This window comes from Amphritea atlantica (genome assembly GCF_900111095.1).
GTDB lineage: Bacteria > Pseudomonadota > Gammaproteobacteria > Pseudomonadales > Balneatricaceae > Amphritea > Amphritea atlantica.
Genome location: NZ_FOGB01000017.1, coordinates 61,285 through 80,516 on the forward strand (window position 1 = coordinate 61,285; position 19,232 = coordinate 80,516).

The following is a 19,232-nucleotide window of genomic DNA, read 5'->3' on the forward strand; positions in this document are numbered from 1 at the left end:
TTATGCAAACAGAAACAATAGCTATTGTGAAAGCGACAGTGCCTGCTATTCAGGCGTCGGGAGAAGCGATCACACAACATTTTTATCGGCTGCTGTTCGCCGAGAATCCGGAACTTCAGCATGTGTTCAATATGGCCAGTCAGGCAAACGGTCGGCAGCAGTCAACCCTGGCCGCTGCGATTCTGGGATATGCCGCGAATATCGACAATCTTGCTGCGCTGGGTGGTGCGGTTGAGAAAATCGCCATGAAGCATTTTAGTCTGGATATAACCCCGCCACAGTATGAGACTGTCGGGCGTAATCTGCTAAAGGCGATCAGGGCGGTGTTAGGTGAAGAGGTTGCTACAGACAGTGTTTTGCAGGCCTGGGCAGAAGCGTACCAACAGTTAGCGGATATTCTGATTGGCCGCGAACAACAGCTCTATGCCCAGGCTGAAGCAGAGGGATGGTCTGGTTTTAAAGCGTTCAGTGTTACCCGTATCGTCGATGAGAGCGATGAAATCCGCTCCATTTATTTGCGTCCAGTCGATGGTAAACCGCTGCCTGTATACCTTCCTGGTCAGTTCATCAGTATGAAAGTCGTCAACCCGGACTGGGAACATGAAGAGATACGTCAGTATAGCCTGTCTGACCGTCATACCCCCGAGGGGTATCGCATCTCAGTTAAGCGGGAGCCTGCGCCTGTTGCTGGCATTCCTGAAGGGCGGGTGTCTAATTATCTGCATACACAGATCAGGGAGGGGAGTCAGCTGGCGATCCATATGCCCGGGGGTGATCTGTTGCTGCAGCAGAATAGGCGTCCCGTGGTGCTGATTAGCGGAGGCGTGGGGATCACCCCGATGTTGAGTATGCTGAATGAACTGATGCTCAATCAGGATGACCGAAAAATTGTCTGGCTGCATGGTACCCGTAACCAAAAGAGTCATGCATTTGCAGAACATATTCATTGTCTGAAAAGGGACTACCCTGATCTGACCGCAGCCACCTTTTATGATGCCCCGGCTGGTGTCCGGCAAGGGGTTGATTATGACCACCAGGGTTATATCACAGCGGACTGGCTGGCGCATTATTGCCCGGAGGATGCAGAATACTATTTTTGCGGCCCCGTCCCCTTTATGAAAGCGATCTATCGGCAGTTGAAAGCGCGAGGTGTCGAGGATGAAAGACTTCACTATGAAGTCTTTGGACCGGGGGAAAGCCTGGCTTAAACAGATGAAACTGATTCTTAAGAGTGCAATGGTTGCCGGAGTGATGTCGCTGTTCTTCTGTTTCAGTACTGATCAGTTGGGCGTGTGGAGTAAACTTTATCCACAAGCGGCGGCACTCGCGGCATGCTGCAATTTGTTGTTACGGCGATTATGATTGCTTCCGCTATGGCGAGGGAATTAAACGGGGTATAGTTGTCTATGCCCCGTTTTTTATTGTTTCTGACTTGAGGAGTGGCTATGAGACTAAGCGCTTTTACCGATTTTGGCCTGCGAACATTGATGTATCTGGCTACTCTGGAAGAAGCGCGGTTGAGTAGCGTGGCAGAAGTGTCCGCCGTCTATCAGGTGTCTCAGAGTCATATGGTGAAAGTAATTGGGCAACTGGCTAAACTGGGGTATGTGCAGACGATTCGCGGTAAGAATGGCGGCATCCGGCTGGCGCAGTCTCCTGAATCGATCAATATTGGCGATGTCATCGAACAGTTGGAAAACCATCTGGATGGTGTTGATTGTCTGTCAACGTCCTGTCAACTGCTGCCTTGCTGTGAATTAAAAAAAGCACTGATGGAGGGGATGCGGGCGTTTATCAATACCATGCGTCAGTACACGCTGGCCGATCTGATGGTGAATAAGCGGCAACTGATCCCGTTGCTGGCCGCAGGCTGATTCTTTGCCCAATGATGTGCCAGTTCAGAACGGCTTTTCAGTCGGGTAAGCTGAATCACGCTTTATCCTCTTCATTATTAAACGATCTCCCTCAATATTGCAGTCGCTGACCGGCCCGATAGCGAATATTTAATGATTTCATCACTGTTTATTCAAATGGTGATTTTTTTGCTGAAATATATCGATAAATCCCTCTTTTAAATAATGATATTTTTAATTTGATTCATTTGTAAGTCGCTGAATTTTAATTGATTTTATAAAAACTGAAAGTGCTGTTCTTCTGGAGCGTTTCTTGCTTTTTCACGACAGGATGCTTGCGTCCTGAAAAGTCATAAAAACACTAATAAGAACAGGAACTATTTTATGAAAAAGGGTGTGTTGAGACCGGGCCATGTACAGGTTCGGGTATTGGACCTGGATGAGGCCGTTAAGCATTACACTGAGGTGCTTGGGCTGATTGAAACAGATCGTGATGATCAGGGGCGGGTGTACCTTAAAGCATGGACAGAGGTGGATAAATACTCGCTTGTTTTGCGGCAGTCCGATGCTCCGGGGCTGGATTATGTCGGCTACAAGTGTCTTGATGAAGCCGCCGTTGAGCGTTTACAACAGGAGCTGACTGAGTTTGGCTGCCATGTTGAGGAGATCCCTCCCGGTGAACTGAAGGGGTGCGGTAGACGAGTCCGGTTTGATTCACCTACCGGCCATCTGTTCGAACTCTATGCCAGCAAAGAGCAGACAGGCCGTTGGGGGGTGGGTAACCATAATCCTGAAGCCTGGCCCCGGGGGCTGAGAGGGATGAAAGCTCAACGCTTTGATCACTGTCTGCTCTATGGACCCGATATTGCCGGAACGATCCAGCTGTTTGAGAAGGTGCTGGGGTTCGATCTGGCGGAACAGGTTGTTGATAACCAGGGCAACCGTCTGGCAGGCTTTCTCACCTGTGGTATGAAAGCTCATGATGTTGCCTTTATTGAGTGTCCGGAGAAGGGGAAACTGCATCATATCTCCTTCCTGCTGGAATCCTGGGATGAGGTGCTACGCGCAGCGGATCTGATAAGCATGACCGATACATCCATTGATATCGGCCCTACCCGCCATGGCATTACGCACGGTAAGACAATCTACTTCTTTGATCCTTCAGGGAATCGGAATGAGGTGTTTGCCGGAGGCGATTATTTCTATCCTGATCATGGCCCGATCACCTGGGATGCTGAGCAATTGGGTAAGGCGATTTTCTATCATGACCGGGTGCTGAATGACGCTTTTCTAAGCGTCCTGACCTGACGTATTCAGATGAAAAAGCGGTACTGCAACGGTTGTTGTACCGCTTTTTACACCGCTTTTTATCGTTCGATCCTGTTTTACTGACGTTACAGCTTGAGAGTCAGCGTCGGGGTGAGTGCGCGGGAGCAGCATGGGGTAAAGTGCTGGTTTTGCTGGCGCTCTTTATCGGTCAGAAACATGTCCTGATGATCAGGAGTACCCTCCAGAATCTCCAGGACACAGGTTCCACAGACACCCTGCTCACAGGAGCAGGGTATTTCATAGCCACTTCGGACCAGAGCATCCAGAGCTGTTTCATCTGCAGCGACATTGATGACATCGCCGCTGCTGTTAATCACCATAGAAAAGGGCTGACCCAGACCGCTGGCAGGAGGAGCCGATCGCTTGAACAGTTCATAATGGATACGTTCCTCAGCCCAGCCCGCCGCTAACGCAGTGTTGGAAATAAACTGGATAAAGCCTTCGGGGCCGCAGACAAAAAGCCGCGAATCGTCACTACGGTGTGCGAGTGTCTGTGGGGCAAATGCCTGCTTTTGTTGGTCAAAATAGATGCGGCTATGTTCAGCAAAGGGCGAGGCTTGTATCTCTGCCAGAAATGCAGCACTGCGGTCGGAGCGGGCGCAGTAATGCAGTTCGAATGACTTTCCCTGACTGTGCAGGTACTGAGCCATAGAGAGGATGGGGGTGATACCTATCCCTCCGGCGATCAGTACCGTATGCTCACACTCCTGCAGTGGAAAGTGGTTTCTTGGTTCACTGATGGTGACCGTGCTTCCCGGCGTCAGGCTGTCATGCAGCTTAATCGATCCTCCACGTCCGCCGGCTTCACGCAGAATAGCAATCTCATAGGTTTTGCCTTTATCCAGACTATTGATCAGCGAATATTGTCTGATGGTGTTGTTATCGATATGCAGATCGATGTGTGATCCGGGGTCAAAGGCTGGCAGGCGGGTGCCGTCAGCGCTGGCGAGTACCAGCGAAACGATATTTTCGGCAATCATCTGTTTTTTTATCAGAGTAACTTCAATCATGATCATTATCTCACAGGGTTAAGCCAGGGTTTGTGTAAACCCTGGCTCTGGATTTAAGCCGATTCGATTTCAAGCAGTTCGCTCAATTTACGTCTGACCCTAATCCCCCCGGCATCGCTGGATAGCAGTACTGGCTGCAGTTCCCAGAATCCAGATTCTCCCATCTCCTGCTGCTGGGCTTCGATCATCGGTTTATCCTCCTCGATAAATGCCTGTTCCATCCCTGCCATTTTTGCCGCGTTGTATTCCCCATCCTCTTCCAGATAGTTGCGGGCTGAGGCAAAAAAGTAGTGGGTGGAAAACTCGGTTTCCGGGGTCATGATATGAAAGTCATAAAGTTCCAGACCATCATTTGTGTAATCGGTGCTGTCCTGAACGGCGGCGACTTTCAGGTGCATGTTTGAAGGCGCGTGCCAGTCAACCTGAAAATATTGATTGGCTTCATCTTCAGGGCGTGGCAGGTGCACCGCAAACAGCTGCATGGCAGGCTCTGCCAGCCAGTCCCAGCGTACCGAGATCACCTCACCCTCTTCCTGTACATTTGGCAGTAACGGGCTGAGTTTCCCCCCGGTATTGATCAGCGGGCCGTGCAGATGATCGATGTGACTCAGATCCATGATGTTGTCGGTCAGCAGCTGGTAATTGCATTTGTTATACATGTAGATATGTCCGACAGCGGTGTCCGGCTTTTGGGACAGTACCGAGCAATCCATTATTTTGCTGCGATCAGCTTTACTGCGGTTGCCCATCCAGATCCAGATAAAGCCGTCCCGTTCCTCTATCTCATAACTTTTTACGGCGCAGGCTTTGGGAATTTTGCCGTTGCCGTGGGGGTTGTGGGTGCACTCGCCCAGCTCATTAAACTTCAGGCCGTGATAGAGACAGGTGATCTCATCGCCGCTGCGGATGCCTTTACTCAACGGCGCAAACCGGTGGGGGCAGCGGTCACGCAGTGCCGCGACAGAACCATCTTCCTTGCGGTAAAACAGCACCGTCTCGTCGATGATTTTGCGGGTTAATAGGGTTTCAGTGTCGAGTTCGGTTGTCAGGGCGGCGACATACCAGGCATTTTTCAGAAAGGTGAGCTTTGTCTTGGTGATCAGTTCCATGGGGTTTGTTCTCTTTTTATTTTTAATGAATCGAGGCCGTACCAGAATACGGACTCCCTAAACGCCCGGGATTACCGGGTGAATCGTTGGTCTGTGATCGGGTCGATCAGAGTGAACAGATCAGCTCGCCTGATGTTGGCAGAGCGTTCTGTGGCGCATTCGCTTGGTGGCGAGCGGCCTGTCCGGAGAGATCAGTGTTTTCTTTTGGGGTGCTGAGACAACCCTGTGAAGAAGGCTGCCCGGGGCAGCCGGGCGTGGAGATGGCTTTTTGATGATCAATAGTAGGCATAGTAACTGTCTTTGTTTATTTTTTTAATTGACAGTAATGACAAAGCATATGGCAGGCCATTTTATTAAAAAGGTAATAAAAACAGGATATTATATGGTTTGTAGGCGATACGTTGAACGCCTGTGTCGAACGGAGTTGAATAAATAAGGAATATTTTGCTGAAAGTTTTCTACAAATCAGGAAGTGCGCGGCCACATAGCAGAGCAAGCATAAGAGGGGAGATCAGCATCCTTGCTGAGTTTGACGCTTAGTCAGTATCACCGCTTTGATGCTTTTTAAGCCGGTATTCGAACTGCCCGCGTCTGAGATTCAGATATCGGGCTGCAGCTGAAATATTACCGCCATTACGGCTCAGTGCATGCTGCAGTATCAGGTGTTCAATTTCATCAAATGAGCTGATTCCCGACAGTATCTCCTCGATGGCAGCCCCGGTTATATTTGTCTGTTCGCCCGGGTCGGTGGTTGAGCTGTTGCGTGTATCGGCGGAAGTCAGGACCCTGTTGTTTGCGCTAAGGGTATAGTCTTCATCAATCAGCAGATGTTCGATATCAATATTGCTGTTCTCCTCTGCCAGAATAACGGCCCGCTCGCAGACATTCTCAAGCTCGCGCACGTTGCCTGGCCAGCTGTGGTTGAGCAGTTGATTGAATGCCTGTCTGGAAATACCCGTGACCGGCTTCTGCATCTCTGCGGCAAAGCGGTTTATAAACAGATTGATCAGCAGGGCGATATCATCGGTTCTTTGCCGTAGCGGCGGAATCTTAATTGGGAAAATATTGATCCGATAGTAGAGGTCAGCCCGGAAGTGACCGTTGGCAACGTCTTCGGTCAGATTAGTATTGGCTGCGGCGACGATACGAACATTCACCCTGATGATTTCGGTGCCTCCGACCCGCTCGACCTCTTTCTCCTGCAATGCCCGTAGCAGTTTACCCTGCGCGGCTAATGGCAGGCTGCTGATCTCGTCGAGAAACAGGGTTCCGCCATCAGCCCTTTCAAACCGTCCGGGCCTCGACTCCACCGCTCCTGTAAAAGCACCTTTCTGCACTCCAAACAGTTCTGCTTCTACCAGGTCAGCAGGGATGGCTGCACAGTTGACCGAGATAAATGGCCCGGTGGCTCGCTGGCTGATCGAGTGCAACGCCTGGGCAAAGCGTTCTTTACCGACACCGCTTTCCCCAATTAACAAGACCGAGGAGTGAGTGGCTGCGACTTTTTTAAGCTTGCTGGCCACCGCATTGAACTGTTGTGAAGAGCCCACCATATCGGGAAGAACGGTGTCCGGGGCTGCTGCAGGCTCTGTTAATGGTATGCAGTTGCTGGATTTTGGCCGGGAGATAAAGGTTTCAATCTGCATGAAGCCGAGATGTTCATCAATATCATCGGCTTCCTCCAGTGGGGTAGCGACAACACGGCAGTGCTTATGTCCCATGCCGACACACTCAGTCTCTTTCCAGACGATAGGGCGTCCCATCACCGTGGTGGTGTAACCACAGGCATAGCCGGTCATCAGCCAGCATGCGGGAGATCCACTGACGCCCAGGTGTTCCAGATGGGCTTTGGATTCCCAGGACGACTCCCAGATATAATCGCCCCAGAAGCGTCCGGTATCTTCGTCGTAATGCATCTTTTTCACCGCCCGGTTAAGAACAAAGCCTTCCAGCTCTCTTATCTTAGGGCCGAAGGTGAACAGTTTATCGAGGGCGGTGATCCCCTGCTTTTTCAGCTGCAGGGCATCCTGAGTACCCTGCTGATAACCCAGGCGGGTAAAAATCTCACGGGTGGTTTTAAGGCCGATTCTTTCAATAAACTCTCTGCGAAGGCTGGCCAGGGTATAACCGTGTAACAACAGCATGCGCTGTCCCAGCAGATAGATCTTTCCCTCTGCTGTTTTATCGAGAATCTCATTTTCTAATAAGAAGGGGGTTTCAATGCTCTCATCTTTGTGCATTTTTAGTGTTCTGCGTATTTATTGTTTTTTTATCTTACGGCGTTATTTTGGCGCGGGCAAACAGGCCGTGGTAACGGTTTCTGGCAGGAAGAGAAATGATTGATGGTGTCCGGAATGTCGATCTGGTGTCAGTTTGGTGACTGGGTTGCCCAACAGATTGTGCCCAGGGGGCGGTATCCTGCCGCGCCGGTCACCTCAGGAATGTTACCGCTCAGTCGGTTGAGGGTGCGGTAGGCCAGCCAGGCAAATGCCGCCGCTTCAACCCAGTCCGGGTCGAGGTTTAATTCTGCGGTGGTGCTCAGGTAGTGCGGTTCAAGCAGCTCAGTCAGGCGGGCCTTCAGCCGGCTGTTATGGCTGCCTCCGCCACAGAGAAAGACCTGCAGATCGCTCAATTGATGGCTTTTGATGGCATCGGCAATCGACACAGCGGTCAGTTCCAGCAAGGTGGCCTGAACATCTTCTGGCGGAGGGCTTACTGCGAGGGCATTCACCTTCTGCTCCAGCCAGTGCCGGTTAAACTGCTCGCGGCCAGTGCTCTTCGGGGCTGGTTCACTGAAGTAAGGCAGCGCCAGCATCTGCTGCAGCAACTGAGGGACTATTTTCCCCCGGGCCGCCCAGCGTCCATCCCGATCATAGCTTTCATGCTTGTGTTGCATTATCCAGCTGTCCATCAGCACATTGCCGGGACCAGTATCGTAACCCCTGATGGGTTTGTCTTCAGCGGCTTCGAGAATGGTGAGATTGGCCATACCGCCGATATTCACCAGAACCCGGTTCACTGTTGTGTGACGAAACAGGGCGTTGTGAAACGCGGGCACCAGCGGTGCACCCTGACCGCCAGCGGCCATATCACGGCGGCGGAAGTCTCCGATGGTGGTGATGCCGGTGCGTTCGGCGATCAGATTCGGATCACCGATCTGCAGGGTAAAGTTTGCTTCGGGTCGGTGACGAATGGTCTGCCCGTGGCTGCCGATCGCAGCAATCTGCTTCTGCTCCAGATGGTGTGTGCTGATCAGGTTATTAACCGCGCTGGCAAACAGTTCGGCCAGTTGAAGGTCAAGCCGCCCCAGCCGTTCAATCTCATTATCACCGGGGGTTAACAGGGCCAGGATGGCCGCATGGATCGCTGAAGGGATCGGTTCACTATGGCTGGCGAGCAATTCAAATTGGGGCTCAAAGCGAACCGCCACCGCATCGATACTGTCGAGACTGGTGCCCGACATCAGGCCTATATAGATGGGTGCACAGATGGAGCCGTTCATCAATATATCTGCCTGTCGCTTACGAAGATCAGTGGGCTGCTGAGGCCAGCTGGGTTGCTTTAAACGATTCCAGCTGAGCCAGTGTCTGTTTCGCCACGGAGAAGAATTGCTGCCGCTCCGCTTTATCTATTGGTGCCGCGTGGGGCAGTTTAACTGTCTGCGGATTTTTGTGTACCCCATTAACCCGGAACTCATAGTGCAGATGGGGGCCGGAGGCGAGTCCGGTCTGGCCGACATAACCGATCACATCCCCCTGACTGACCCGGCTGCCGGTTTTCTGACCTTTGCGGAAACTGTTCATATGGCCATAGAGGGTGGTGATATTACCGCCATGCTGGACGATAACGCAGTTGCCGTAGCCGCCTTTTTTGCCGCGCCAGATAATTTTACCATCGCCCGCCGCCTTGATCGGTGTGCCGGTGCGAGCGGCATAGTCGGTGCCCTTATGGGCTCGTGTCAGGCCAAGCACGGGGTGTTTTCGACGTGCTTTGAAGCTGGAGCTGATGCGGGCAAAGTCCACCGGGCTGCGCAGAAATGCCTTACGCATACTGTCACCTTCCGGGGTGTAGTAACTGCTATTGCCATCGCTGTCGGTATAACGGATAGCGGTGTAGGTTTCTCCCTGATTGATAAACTGGGCTGAGAGAATATTGCCTTCGCCGATCTTTTTACCCTCGAGATATTTCTCTTCGTAGACCAGGTTGAAACGGTCGCCCTGGCGCAGATCGAGAACGAAGTCGATATCCCAGCCAAAAATAGCCGCCAGTTCCATAATCATCTTGTCAGACAGGCCCGCCGCAGAGGCATCCAGAAACAGCGAGTTTTCGATGCTGCCTGAGGCAAAGCGGGTCTCGATGTCTGGCTGCTTGGTTATCTCTTTAACACTGAATCCCTGATCAGTGGCGGTGAGCAGTGAGCTTTCCAGCTGATTGCGGATATGCTTTAGCTTTATCAGCTGTTTATCTTCGATGACAAAGCTCAGGGTTTGACCGGGGTAGATCCGTTTCAGAGCCTCAGTGCCTTTCACGGCAGTGCTGACCAGAAAAGCATCCCGACCGGTAAGTCCCGCGCGTTTAAAAACAGAGGTCAGGGTGTCGCCACTGCGTACGGTCACATCCTTCCATACATCCGCTTTCTGCGTTGCTGGCTGAGCGGGGGACGTTAGCTTTGAGGGGACCATCATGGCGACCTGAGTGTTCCCTGCGTCAGATGGGTGCCTGTTGTCAGGATCAGATTGCTGCGCTGCCGAGGGTAGCGGTTGTGGGTCGTTGATATGGGGTTGAGTAAAGGTTATTGGTGCATCCGAAGCGGGTGCTTCCGCAGAGGGCATCAGCATCGCTGTCAGGCCGATGATTACCGTACAGATAATGACCGCCATCAGGTGGGTGACCGGAAGATGCTTTTTTAACCGCTCAACTAGAAACACGGCAGTTTACCTCAGTATTGTAAAATTCGATGAATTATACCGGATGCTGTCACATAACCGAAATATTCACTCTGTATCGGCGAAAATCATTACAAATTAAGCGAATATTCGGCTATCCACAGACACGATTGTCTCTTTTTTATATCAGCCCGGCAGGTCTACCCGCTCGGTAAGTCTGGATCAGAGCATCTTTTGTCAGAAAAGTTCTGTTTTGCCCGTTGCTTTATTCAGGCGCAGGCAGTCCAGAAAAAGTGACGGTTATCGCTCTATATCAGCATCATAGGTTTGTCGGATCTGATGTGGAAGGGTAGAATACGCCCCCAATCCATGATGACTACTTATTTTGAGAAGGTAAATAGAAGGCAATGACAGACAAAACACTGCTACAGGATCTCAATGCGCGCGGACTGATCGCGCAGATGACCAGTGAAGAAGAGCTGGAACAACACCTGGCTGAAGGTTCTGTCACCCTCTATTGTGGCTTTGATCCCACCGCCGATAGCCTTCACATCGGTTCGCTGGTGCCACTGCTGGCGCTGAAACGTTTTCAGCAGGCCGGTCACAAGCCGCTGGCGCTGGTGGGTGGTGCCACCGGTCTGATCGGTGATCCGAGCTTTAAAGCTCAGGAACGCAAACTCAACGATGACAGCACCGTGGCGGGCTGGGTTGAAAAACTCAAAGGTCAGGTGAGTCAGTTTATCGACTTCGACTGTGGTGAAAACAGTGCGGAAGTGGTGAATAACCTCGACTGGACCCGGGGGATGGATATTCTCACCTTCCTGCGGGATGTGGGTAAGCATTTCTCCGTTAACCAGATGATTGCTAAAGAGTCGGTCAAACAGCGGATCGACCGGGAAGGTGAGGGGATCTCCTTTACCGAATTTACCTACATGATTCTGCAGTCATACGATTATCAGCAACTGAACGCCAGTCACGGCTGCACCCTGCAGATTGGGGGTTCTGACCAGTGGGGTAATATTACCGGTGGTACCGAGCTGACCCGACGCATGAATGGCAACAAAGCCTTTGGTCTGACCCTGCCGCTGATTACTAAGTCTGATGGTACTAAGTTTGGTAAAACTGAGTCCGGTACCATCTGGCTGTCCTCTGCAAAAACATCGCCTTACGCCTTCTACCAATTCTGGCTGCAGACTAATGACGCTGATGTGTATAACTTCCTCAGATACTTTACCTTTTTATCGATTGAAGAGATCGACGGGCTGGAAAAAGCAGATGCTGAACGTGAAGGTCGCCCTGAAGCGCAGTCTGTTCTGGCACGGGAAGTGACCCGTCTGGTACATGGTGAAGAGGGGCTGGTAGCCGCCATGCGCATCACAGACGCCCTGTTCAGCGGCAACCTCTCTGATCTGAGTGAAGCGGATTTTGAACAGCTGCAACTGGATGGACTGCCTTCATCAAGCCTGACGGACGTTGATCTGGCAGAGACGCCCCTGACCACACTGCTGAGTGATGCAGGTCTGGCGGCTTCCGGTAAGCAGATCAAAGATGCTCTGCAGCGTAATGCGGTGATCGTCAACGGTGCTGAGAAGGGGATGGATGACAATATGAAAGCGGCTGAACTGTTTGCCGCGGCAAACGGCACTTTCGGTCGCTTCTTCCTGGTGAAACTGGGCAAGAAAAAGCACCACCTGTTTGTGATCTGATTGTTTACCTGACTACTAAATAAAACGCGCTACCCGAAAGAGTCAGCGCGTTTTTTTATGACCAGAATCAGTGCATATAGAAGTCAAAATCCTCGACGGACTCTTTTAGTGCTTGAATAGCGTGTTCATAGTGTTTGATTTGCCGCGAGACAGATAAAACCGGGAATATGAAAATAATGACAAATGCGTAAACCGGTAGGTAGGGAAAATTTATCATCGCGAAGAGTGTGAACGCTAATAACAGATAAGCGAACAACCGCTGGTACTTAAGACGGTTCAGGTTTTTGTTTAACCTGTCCATCTTCTCATTGTATTCACTGGCTTTGGAAAAACTCAGATCTTTCAATACAGAATGATTCATCGGTTACACCTCCATGTGTTAACTACTATGACAGTCAATGCAACGCTGCTCAGGCTTGAGTGCCACCATTCGGCCTATTGATTGTATTTTCTACATTAAAGCGGAGACACTGTTTTCAATAAGAAGCATCTATAACTCGTACAAGCACATAAATGATAAAGGCTGAACATATTAGAGTAATCCTCCAGTCTGACTCTTCCTCTGGTTCAATTGAGTCGTCAATTTCTTCAACTGCTTTTTCGATAGATGATAGAGTAAACAGTTCCATAGTCCCCTGACCAATGGAGTCAGGAGGCACGAAGAGAATATTATCAGTGACTGAAACGTATATGGATGGTTCGTTGTCTCTGACAAACCTTCCTAAGCCTATCTCAGGCCCTGAATCATCGAGATGATACGGCTCCCAGTCTCCAGCTTCCACTAAGTTTATAAAGGTATCTCCTTCTTTTTTTATTGCCACGTAAAACTTTAATGTGATTTCCATTCGCCTGGCTTCTTCCATTGTAAGCCCGTCACAATCCCTGTTCATAATGCTTGTAGATTTCCTTTTCAATAATATTAGAAGAATAGAGTGCCAACGATTGCTTATATCTATGTCATGGATGTTTGAACTCCACTGTTAAACATATCAATTTCCGGGCCCAGGGTGGGCTTAAAGTGCTGTTCGGCACGCAGTTGATTTATCGCCTCTTCAAACTCGTCATCATCCATTGAGAACCAGTAATCGGGTTTACGATTAGTTTTAGCATCGTAGGCGGCTGTTGTGGGGTCGCGGGGCCGGGCTAGCTCCAGCTCTGGCACATCGGGCATCGGTTGGCTGGTGTCCATATAGCGCTGAATCAGGTTCCAGATCCGCTCAAACTCCTCAGGTTGCTGGCTGGAGCTGAAACCGTGCAGGGGAATACTGTCGAAGTAGCGATGATAGCGGTGCACCAGATGCAGCTGATAGCTGAGTATGCCCTGATGGCTGGGGCTGCTAACCAGATAACAGTCGAACTCCGGAAAAGGATGGCTATAGAGCTCTTTATTGTTTTTATAGCGGATGACCATGCCGGTGCTGCGGCTGAACGAAAAATGTTTGACCGCTTTCATAAACCAGGGCATGGGGAGGTAGCCGCGGCCCGAGGCTTCGAAGTAGCCCCAGATCAGGCCTGAAGGAAGAAACACATAAACGCTATATATATATAAAGTCGAGTAGTCCATTTAAATCTTCAGGGTCATCAAAATATAGATATATGGTAATGAATGGAAAAAGTGGGCCCAGGAAGACGCAAAAACCTTTCGCAAACATGGTGATGTAAAAGTAGATTAATCCCCAGCGATTAAGTGAGCCTATGGTGCACTGATTTTCATCCCAAAAAGTTTCGCCTTTATTGTCTTTGATGCGCTGTTTAATTTCTGCGGGTGTTGGCTCCTGGATCATACTGATGGGAACCGTTTCGTTGGCCCGGTTCCAGGGCAGGGGATTGCCGCCCTGCAGTAGTTTAATCAGCGAGCCCTGTTCCGGGCGTGGTTTCTGCCTGGAGTAGCGCTCGCTGTTCCAGGCCGTGCTGCTATAGGGCGTTATCTGTTGGAAGTCCATTTCTATCTATTCAGTCCGTTAGTGTGCTCAGGCGTTATCAGGCTTGTATGCCGCCATTAAACAGATCGATCTCCGGGCCCATACTAGGCATAAAACGTTGCTCGGCGCGTAGTTGATTGATTGCCTCTTCAAACTCGTCATCATCCATTGAGAACCAGTAATCGGGTTTACGGTTGGTTTTAGCATCGTAGGCGGCTGTTGTGGGGTCGCGGGGCCGGGCGGGTTCCAGTTCCGGGATATCGGGCATCGGCTGGCTGGTGTCCATATAGCGCTGAATCAGGTTCCAGATCCGCTCAAACTCGTCCGGTTGCTGGCTGGTGCTGAAACCGTGCAGGGGAATACTGTCAAAGTAACGGTGATAGCGATGTATCAGATGCAGCTGATAGCTGAGTATACCCTGATGGCTGGGGCTGCTAACCAGATAACAGTCGAACTCCGGGAAGGGGTGACTGTAGAGCTCTTTGTTGTTTTTGTAGCGGGTGACCATGCCAGTACTACGGCTGAAGGTGAAATGTTTGACGGCTTTCATAAACCAGGGCATGGGGAGGTAGCCGCGGCCAGAGGCTTCGAAGTAGCCCCAGATTAGGCCTGAAGGAAGGAACACGTAAATGCTATATATATATATGGCCCCAGCTATTTTTGTAAAGCCCCAGCCGTCAAAAACAGCAAAAGAAAGTAATACAGCAATAAACACAGGTAGTAATATGGTACATATTCCTTTGGCTATAGCAGTAAGATAAAAGTAGATTAATCCATATTTATTCAGTGACCCAGCACTATGCTGGTTCTCATCCCAGTGGGTTTCGCCTTTATTGTCTTTGATGCGCTGCTTGATCTCGGTTGGGGTGGGTTCCTCAATCATACTGACGGGAACGGTTTCGTTGGCCCGGCTCCAGGGCAGTGGATCGCCTCCCTGCAGAAGCTTTGTAAGGGCTCCCTGTTCCGGCCGGGGTTTCTGGTTGCGGTAGCTCTGGCTGTTCCAGGCGGTATCTCTATAGCGACTCTGTGGTGTTTCTGCTCTATTCATCATTTATCCTGTTACTGTTCCCAGCCAAACTCATTGGCCCACCAGTATTCTCCTTTTGTAAAGTTCGGGGTGCTAGTAGGGCTGCCAGCCTCTTCCTCTTTGCTTAACGGTGGGGTGGGAAAGGTATGTTCGCCGATCTGTAACTGGGCCCGGGTATGGAAATGGGCGTTGTAGTCATAGATATAGGTACTGCCTTGCCACACTTTGTATTCGGCATCTGAGCGAGGGATTGATTTTCTGTAACAGTAAAAATAAATAAAACCGTTATCTACTTTGTGTTTATAGATGGATTGTGCATCCTGATGCTCTATCTTTTCAGCGGTGAAAATTGGTTTTTTTCGGCCGTTACGTGTGACTTTTACGGTGCTCTTTAATACTGCCTGTCGGGCATGGAAGCGCAGTGCTTGCTGATCTGGATTGCTCAGGCCAAACAGATTGCTGGTGACCCAGACGCCGTGAGTGACTCCAAGATTTTCCAGATGCAGGTGTAGTTTAGTGGGCAGTTCGATCTGCTGTATCGGGTAGGTTTTAATCCGCAGATTCATAATCAGGTTGATAAAGTGCTGCCAGGCTTTGTCCTGCTTTTGCAGATACTTATAGTCGCCGGTCCGGTCGGGACTTGCGCCAAAAGGGCCGTTTTTAAGCCAGGTCTCCATCGGACTGTCTTTAAACAGCATGTAGAGGCCGTAACCTGCCAGGGCAATGGTCAAACCTATCCAGCCTAGTGGACCCAGGAGAGATGTGGTGGGGTAAAGACCAGCAAAGGTCGAAACAGCGGTCCCTGTGGCGACCATTGCCATAGCGAATGCAGCATCATTGTCCTGGGCTGCTATTAGCAGGCTGGTATCCCATACAGCGACTGCTGTGGTAAGCGCGCCACCGATGACTCCGGCTATCAGTAAGCGGGACATAGTAGCGGTGAGCTGGAGATTCATAGAGGGGAACGATAGGAAACGAACAATTCCGGCTGGTAACTTAATAACTGTTTTAGTTGAATAAGCAGCTACACGGCCAGCTTCTTGCGTCAGAAAATTCGAGGCATTTACTATAGCAACTCCTAAGTCCAAGACTGCGCTTGTTCGTGAAGTCAATTTATAGTAGTCACTATGTTTTTCATCAAATCCAGCCGAAGTTCTCTGTAGGTTCATAATTTCCAACACCACAATAAAATAGGGCATGCCTAACCGGTAGTAGGCTTTAGCTGCAATCTTTTCCCCTTTGCTTTGGGGTTTTATTTCGTTGCCCAGATCCGCTTCTTGGGCTAACTGTTCGACCTTCATCTGGGTGATAAGGTTATCCTCGGGTACCATCAGTACTCTAAGGTCGGCTTTGCTGCGGGCAGTGGCGCCCTGTCTTAGCTCGGTGCCTTTGAGGCTGCGCTTGTTGGTGGAGGCCAGCAGTCTGCCGTTGCTTTCCTGAAGTATGCCAGTGCGCTTTGAGGTGGTTTTTTGACGCTGCCCTTCGGTGAGACCGAAATGCAGCCCGGCTTTTTTACTGTGTACCCCCACCACATAGGCGCCCGCAATCGATTCGCCGGAGGTGGGAATAAAGGTGGCTTGCCCGAAACTGTCCGGCGCTATCAGTTTGCCCAGACGGATATTGTCGAGGTAGGCGGCCTTGAATTCGATAGTTTCTACAAGCTGGCTCAGGCTGGCGCGGGCGCTGGCTTTGTTCTGCAGCGCCAGCATAGCGGTAAAGAAACCACTCAGGACTCCGTCGGCGGTATTGAGGATACGGCGGCTGCCGGCAAATCCATCTTCATTATTTTCGGCCAGTAGCGTCGCGTGTTCCATTATTTCGATATTGTCGCTGAGTAGCAGGTTATCACCTGCCCAACGGGCGATGTTTTCCGTGGTTGCCAGGCCACTGCCGTCGTTCACTGGCACGGGTGCGGTGTAGGCGGTGTCCAGCGGCACCTGATCGGCAGGGGGGTAGAGCAGGGCATGCAGCGGATGGCTGGTGCCCCGGGTGTAGAAGTTGGATATGATATCGTGACCGGGCCAGTCTGTTGTTTGCGTTTTATCCTGTAATGGATCAATGGCGGCTAAATTCTGACTGAGAGCCTGCATGGCGTTGCCGACAATGACGTAGGCCCCGGGGGCGCCGCAATCGAGACTGGTTATATCCCGGATGACGGCTGCCGTGGCTGGATTATCCAGTGTTTGCCCGAGGGCTTGTTGAAACAACGCCATATCCTCTCGGCAGCGACGACGTTCAATGCTGCGCAGTGTGCGCTGGAATACCCCGATAGGGCTGTAGTTAAAGCTGTCCAGGTGCTTGTGGTTGGGGTTTTCCTGGCCGTTGGGCAGTTTGTCTGGCACCACAAAGCGTTGCACCAGCTCGGCATTTTGAAAATATTTCTGCTGGCCCGCATCTTCCAGTATATGAAACAGGCAGGCGCTGGTCTGCATCGCCATCTGAGTATGGTGGCGAAGTTCGAATAGCGGGTCGGGCAACACCATGAGTTTGAGTTGCCGGGCTTTGGCATCGGCCAGATAATCGATCGAGCTGTGAGCCTGCCAGAGGCTGTCCTCCTGGCTGGCGTTATTCATTTTCCGGTTGTACTGGGTTGCACGGGCGCCATATTCCAGCCGTTGGTGAGTGCTATTCTCCAGTGTTGATAGCAGGCTGTTGCTGTTATTGCGCAGCGAATCGACTTCGAAGCTTAGGCCGTCGTAAAGATAACGCAGATGGTTGCCACTGAGGTCTTGATTATAGCGACTGGGGTCGGCCAGCTTGTGTTCAATCTCCGGTTCGCGCAGGCGCATCGTTTTGAAGGTGGTGTTCAGTTTTTCTCCCAGCACATTAATGCTGCGGTGAGTAATCAGGCTGGTACGTTGTTGCAGGATCGTTTGATTATCGGGGTGTTCGAGAAAGTTGAGGTAGGCAGCGCTCCACTGAACTTCCGAATATGCGATATGCAAGCGTTGAGGGCTGCCATTGGCTTTGGTGGGCAGCCAGATATCTTTGAGTGGTTTGCCGACGGCTTTGCGAGGGCCTTTTTTGAACGGTTTGTCAAAGCCTTCCCGGTGGCGATAAAGATGGGTGTCACGAAACTCTGCGCCGCTGTCTTCTCTGTTTTTTATCTCGATCTCTCGCCACAGCTGATTGCCCTGAAAAATATAGATATAGCCATTACGTACGGGCGCCATATATTGCTCTGGGTACTGTTGTGGCTGATAACTGGGTAGCAGCGTGAGGGGAACGACCGCTTGCAGATGATAATTCTGTTCGTAATTTTCATCCCGATATTGATATTCCTGTTTGTCGACCGCTTTGAATAATGGCAGTTTGATTGGCCCGCCTTCGTCGCATTCGATGCTGAGCCAGACGTTGCGTTTTTCGGTTTCAGGTGTCCAGTCCCAGCTAAAAATACTATAGCCTGATTGTTCCATCCGTTGCTGTTTGGCTTCGATGTATTCCTGCTGCACCTGATCATCGCTGCTATAGAATTGAAATGTCTGCGTTGAGCTGTGATGGGTGCCATTGACGCTGATGAAAAAGTAGTTGTCAAAACAGGCGGTTTTTGGACGTGACATCTGAATTATTCCTTTAATTCCCGGGGTCATGAATTGTGAGTGCCGTGCTGGATGAAACGGAGGTGTGGCACTATTGGCTATTGGTATGTGGCTTCACTGCCTTAGATGTGGGGAGTTTAAGTTATACCGTCAGTTATGTTAAGGGGGGGGCTGCTTTTTGAGGAAAAGGCAGGCCCTTTCGGGCCTCTGTTATTGGTTTAAGATGTGACTGGTACGGCCTTCTTAATACAGCGCGCTCTTTATACAAAGCTCTTAATACAACACTTGTAATACAAAGCTTTTAATACAAAGCTTTCTCGTCCCGTACCAGATCTTTCAGCATCTCCAGAAACAGGGTGTCTGCCTCGCTGTGTTCTGCGGGGATCTTAATGCTGGTGGTGGCGGACAGCTCATCCGCTATTTTTACGTTGGCGTGCTTATCGTCTATATATTTGCGGGTGATCTCCAGTGCCGTTTCACAGATGCTGGGTTCAACCATTATCTTGCGCAATACCAGTACAAACTCATTGAGTGCGCGTTCCTTGTTTTTAATTTCCGCAGTGCTCATGCAACGATCTCCGACTCAAAAAATGATAAATGCTTTTTCACCACTATAGCACTCTCCTCCATCGCTCTGCAGCTATCCGTTTCAGCATCTGAAAAATATAGTATTTATCATGGATGATCTCTTGATCAATTCCTGTACTGCTGGCAGAATGGCGGCACAATTTAGTTGTTTCTGCGCTAAGTAGGTCACCCCGAAGCAGAAACCTGATAAGCACACCCAGCTTATTTTCCCGGGTTTACAGTGTGTACCCACACTTAATCACCGGATGAAGAGTTGCTTTTGC

17 protein-coding genes are annotated in these 19,232 nt (G+C 50.6%); 5 read left to right on the forward strand and 12 right to left on the reverse strand.

Annotated elements, in window-relative coordinates; translation table 11 throughout:
- Positions 1 to 2 precede the first annotated feature (2 nt).
- The 4 genes from hmpA to BMY09_RS19605 all read left to right on the forward strand — a co-directional run bounded on the left by hmpA (position 3) and on the right by BMY09_RS19605 (position 3,161).
- Entirely contained in the window at positions 3 to 1,208 is a 1,206-nt protein-coding gene (hmpA, locus tag BMY09_RS19595) for an NO-inducible flavohemoprotein (protein ID WP_091361661.1), read from the forward strand.
- Between the two features lie 4 nt (positions 1,209 to 1,212).
- Entirely contained in the window at positions 1,213 to 1,362 is a 150-nt protein-coding gene (locus BMY09_RS22245) for a hypothetical protein (RefSeq protein ID WP_175483605.1), read from the forward strand.
- A gap of 83 nt (positions 1,363 to 1,445) precedes the next feature.
- Entirely contained in the window at positions 1,446 to 1,874 is a 429-nt protein-coding gene (locus tag BMY09_RS19600; protein WP_091361664.1) for an Rrf2 family transcriptional regulator, read from the forward strand.
- A 363-nt stretch (positions 1,875 to 2,237) separates the two neighbouring features.
- A complete protein-coding gene (locus BMY09_RS19605; RefSeq protein WP_091361665.1) occupies positions 2,238 to 3,161 on the forward strand; it encodes a catechol 2,3-dioxygenase in 924 nt (307 codons plus the stop codon).
- A gap of 86 nt (positions 3,162 to 3,247) precedes the next feature.
- Here BMY09_RS19605 and BMY09_RS19610 read toward each other — a convergent pair whose 3' ends face one another.
- From BMY09_RS19610 to BMY09_RS19635, 5 genes are all read right to left on the reverse strand, one after another.
- Complete coding sequence (locus BMY09_RS19610) at positions 3,248 to 4,192, reverse strand: PDR/VanB family oxidoreductase (protein WP_175483606.1); 945 nt, start codon at positions 4,190 to 4,192, stop codon at positions 3,248 to 3,250.
- Positions 4,193 to 4,245: 53 nt separating this feature from the next.
- Positions 4,246 to 5,301, reverse strand: a complete 1,056-nt coding sequence (locus BMY09_RS19615; protein WP_091361669.1) for an aromatic ring-hydroxylating oxygenase subunit alpha — start codon at positions 5,299 to 5,301, stop codon at positions 4,246 to 4,248.
- A gap of 536 nt (positions 5,302 to 5,837) precedes the next feature.
- Complete coding sequence (locus BMY09_RS19625) at positions 5,838 to 7,541, reverse strand: sigma-54-dependent Fis family transcriptional regulator (RefSeq protein WP_091361673.1); 1,704 nt, start codon at positions 7,539 to 7,541, stop codon at positions 5,838 to 5,840.
- Positions 7,542 to 7,669: 128 nt separating this feature from the next.
- The gene (locus BMY09_RS19630) at positions 7,670 to 8,803 is read right to left on the reverse strand and encodes an anhydro-N-acetylmuramic acid kinase (protein ID WP_245756636.1); all 1,134 of its coding nucleotides are present in this window, start codon (positions 8,801 to 8,803) and stop codon (positions 7,670 to 7,672) included.
- Positions 8,804 to 8,831: 28 nt separating this feature from the next.
- Positions 8,832 to 10,229 carry an OapA family protein gene (locus tag BMY09_RS19635; protein WP_091361675.1) on the reverse strand — a complete coding sequence of 466 codons (1,398 nt, stop codon included), beginning with the start codon at positions 10,227 to 10,229 and terminating at the stop codon, positions 8,832 to 8,834.
- 365 nt (positions 10,230 to 10,594) lie between these two features.
- Between BMY09_RS19635 and tyrS the strand changes: the two genes are divergently transcribed.
- The gene (gene tyrS, locus BMY09_RS19640) at positions 10,595 to 11,893 is read left to right on the forward strand and encodes a tyrosine--tRNA ligase (RefSeq protein ID WP_091361676.1); all 1,299 of its coding nucleotides are present in this window, start codon (positions 10,595 to 10,597) and stop codon (positions 11,891 to 11,893) included.
- Positions 11,894 to 11,960: 67 nt separating this feature from the next.
- Here tyrS and BMY09_RS19645 read toward each other — a convergent pair whose 3' ends face one another.
- The 7 genes from BMY09_RS19645 to BMY09_RS19675 all read right to left on the reverse strand — a co-directional run bounded on the left by BMY09_RS19645 (position 11,961) and on the right by BMY09_RS19675 (position 18,949).
- Positions 11,961 to 12,254: a hypothetical protein gene (locus BMY09_RS19645; RefSeq protein WP_091361677.1), complete on the reverse strand. Its 294-nt coding sequence runs from the start codon at positions 12,252 to 12,254 to the stop codon at positions 11,961 to 11,963.
- A 115-nt stretch (positions 12,255 to 12,369) separates the two neighbouring features.
- Entirely contained in the window at positions 12,370 to 12,738 is a 369-nt protein-coding gene (locus tag BMY09_RS19650) for a hypothetical protein (protein WP_139203225.1), read from the reverse strand.
- Positions 12,739 to 12,845: 107 nt separating this feature from the next.
- The gene (locus tag BMY09_RS19655) at positions 12,846 to 13,457 is read right to left on the reverse strand and encodes a hypothetical protein (RefSeq protein WP_091361679.1); all 612 of its coding nucleotides are present in this window, start codon (positions 13,455 to 13,457) and stop codon (positions 12,846 to 12,848) included.
- Positions 13,429 to 13,836, reverse strand: coding sequence for a hypothetical protein (locus tag BMY09_RS19660; RefSeq protein ID WP_091361681.1), 408 nt, complete (start codon positions 13,834 to 13,836; stop codon positions 13,429 to 13,431). The genes BMY09_RS19655 and BMY09_RS19660 overlap by 29 nt, the downstream gene beginning before the upstream one ends.
- 37 nt (positions 13,837 to 13,873) lie before the next feature.
- Positions 13,874 to 14,863: a hypothetical protein gene (locus BMY09_RS19665; protein ID WP_091361682.1), complete on the reverse strand. Its 990-nt coding sequence runs from the start codon at positions 14,861 to 14,863 to the stop codon at positions 13,874 to 13,876.
- Between the two features lie 11 nt (positions 14,864 to 14,874).
- Positions 14,875 to 18,402, reverse strand: a complete 3,528-nt coding sequence (locus BMY09_RS19670) for an MFS transporter (protein ID WP_091361684.1) — start codon at positions 18,400 to 18,402, stop codon at positions 14,875 to 14,877.
- 280 nt (positions 18,403 to 18,682) lie between these two features.
- Positions 18,683 to 18,949: a hypothetical protein gene (locus BMY09_RS19675; RefSeq protein WP_091361685.1), complete on the reverse strand. Its 267-nt coding sequence runs from the start codon at positions 18,947 to 18,949 to the stop codon at positions 18,683 to 18,685.
- Positions 18,950 to 19,232 lie beyond the last annotated feature (283 nt).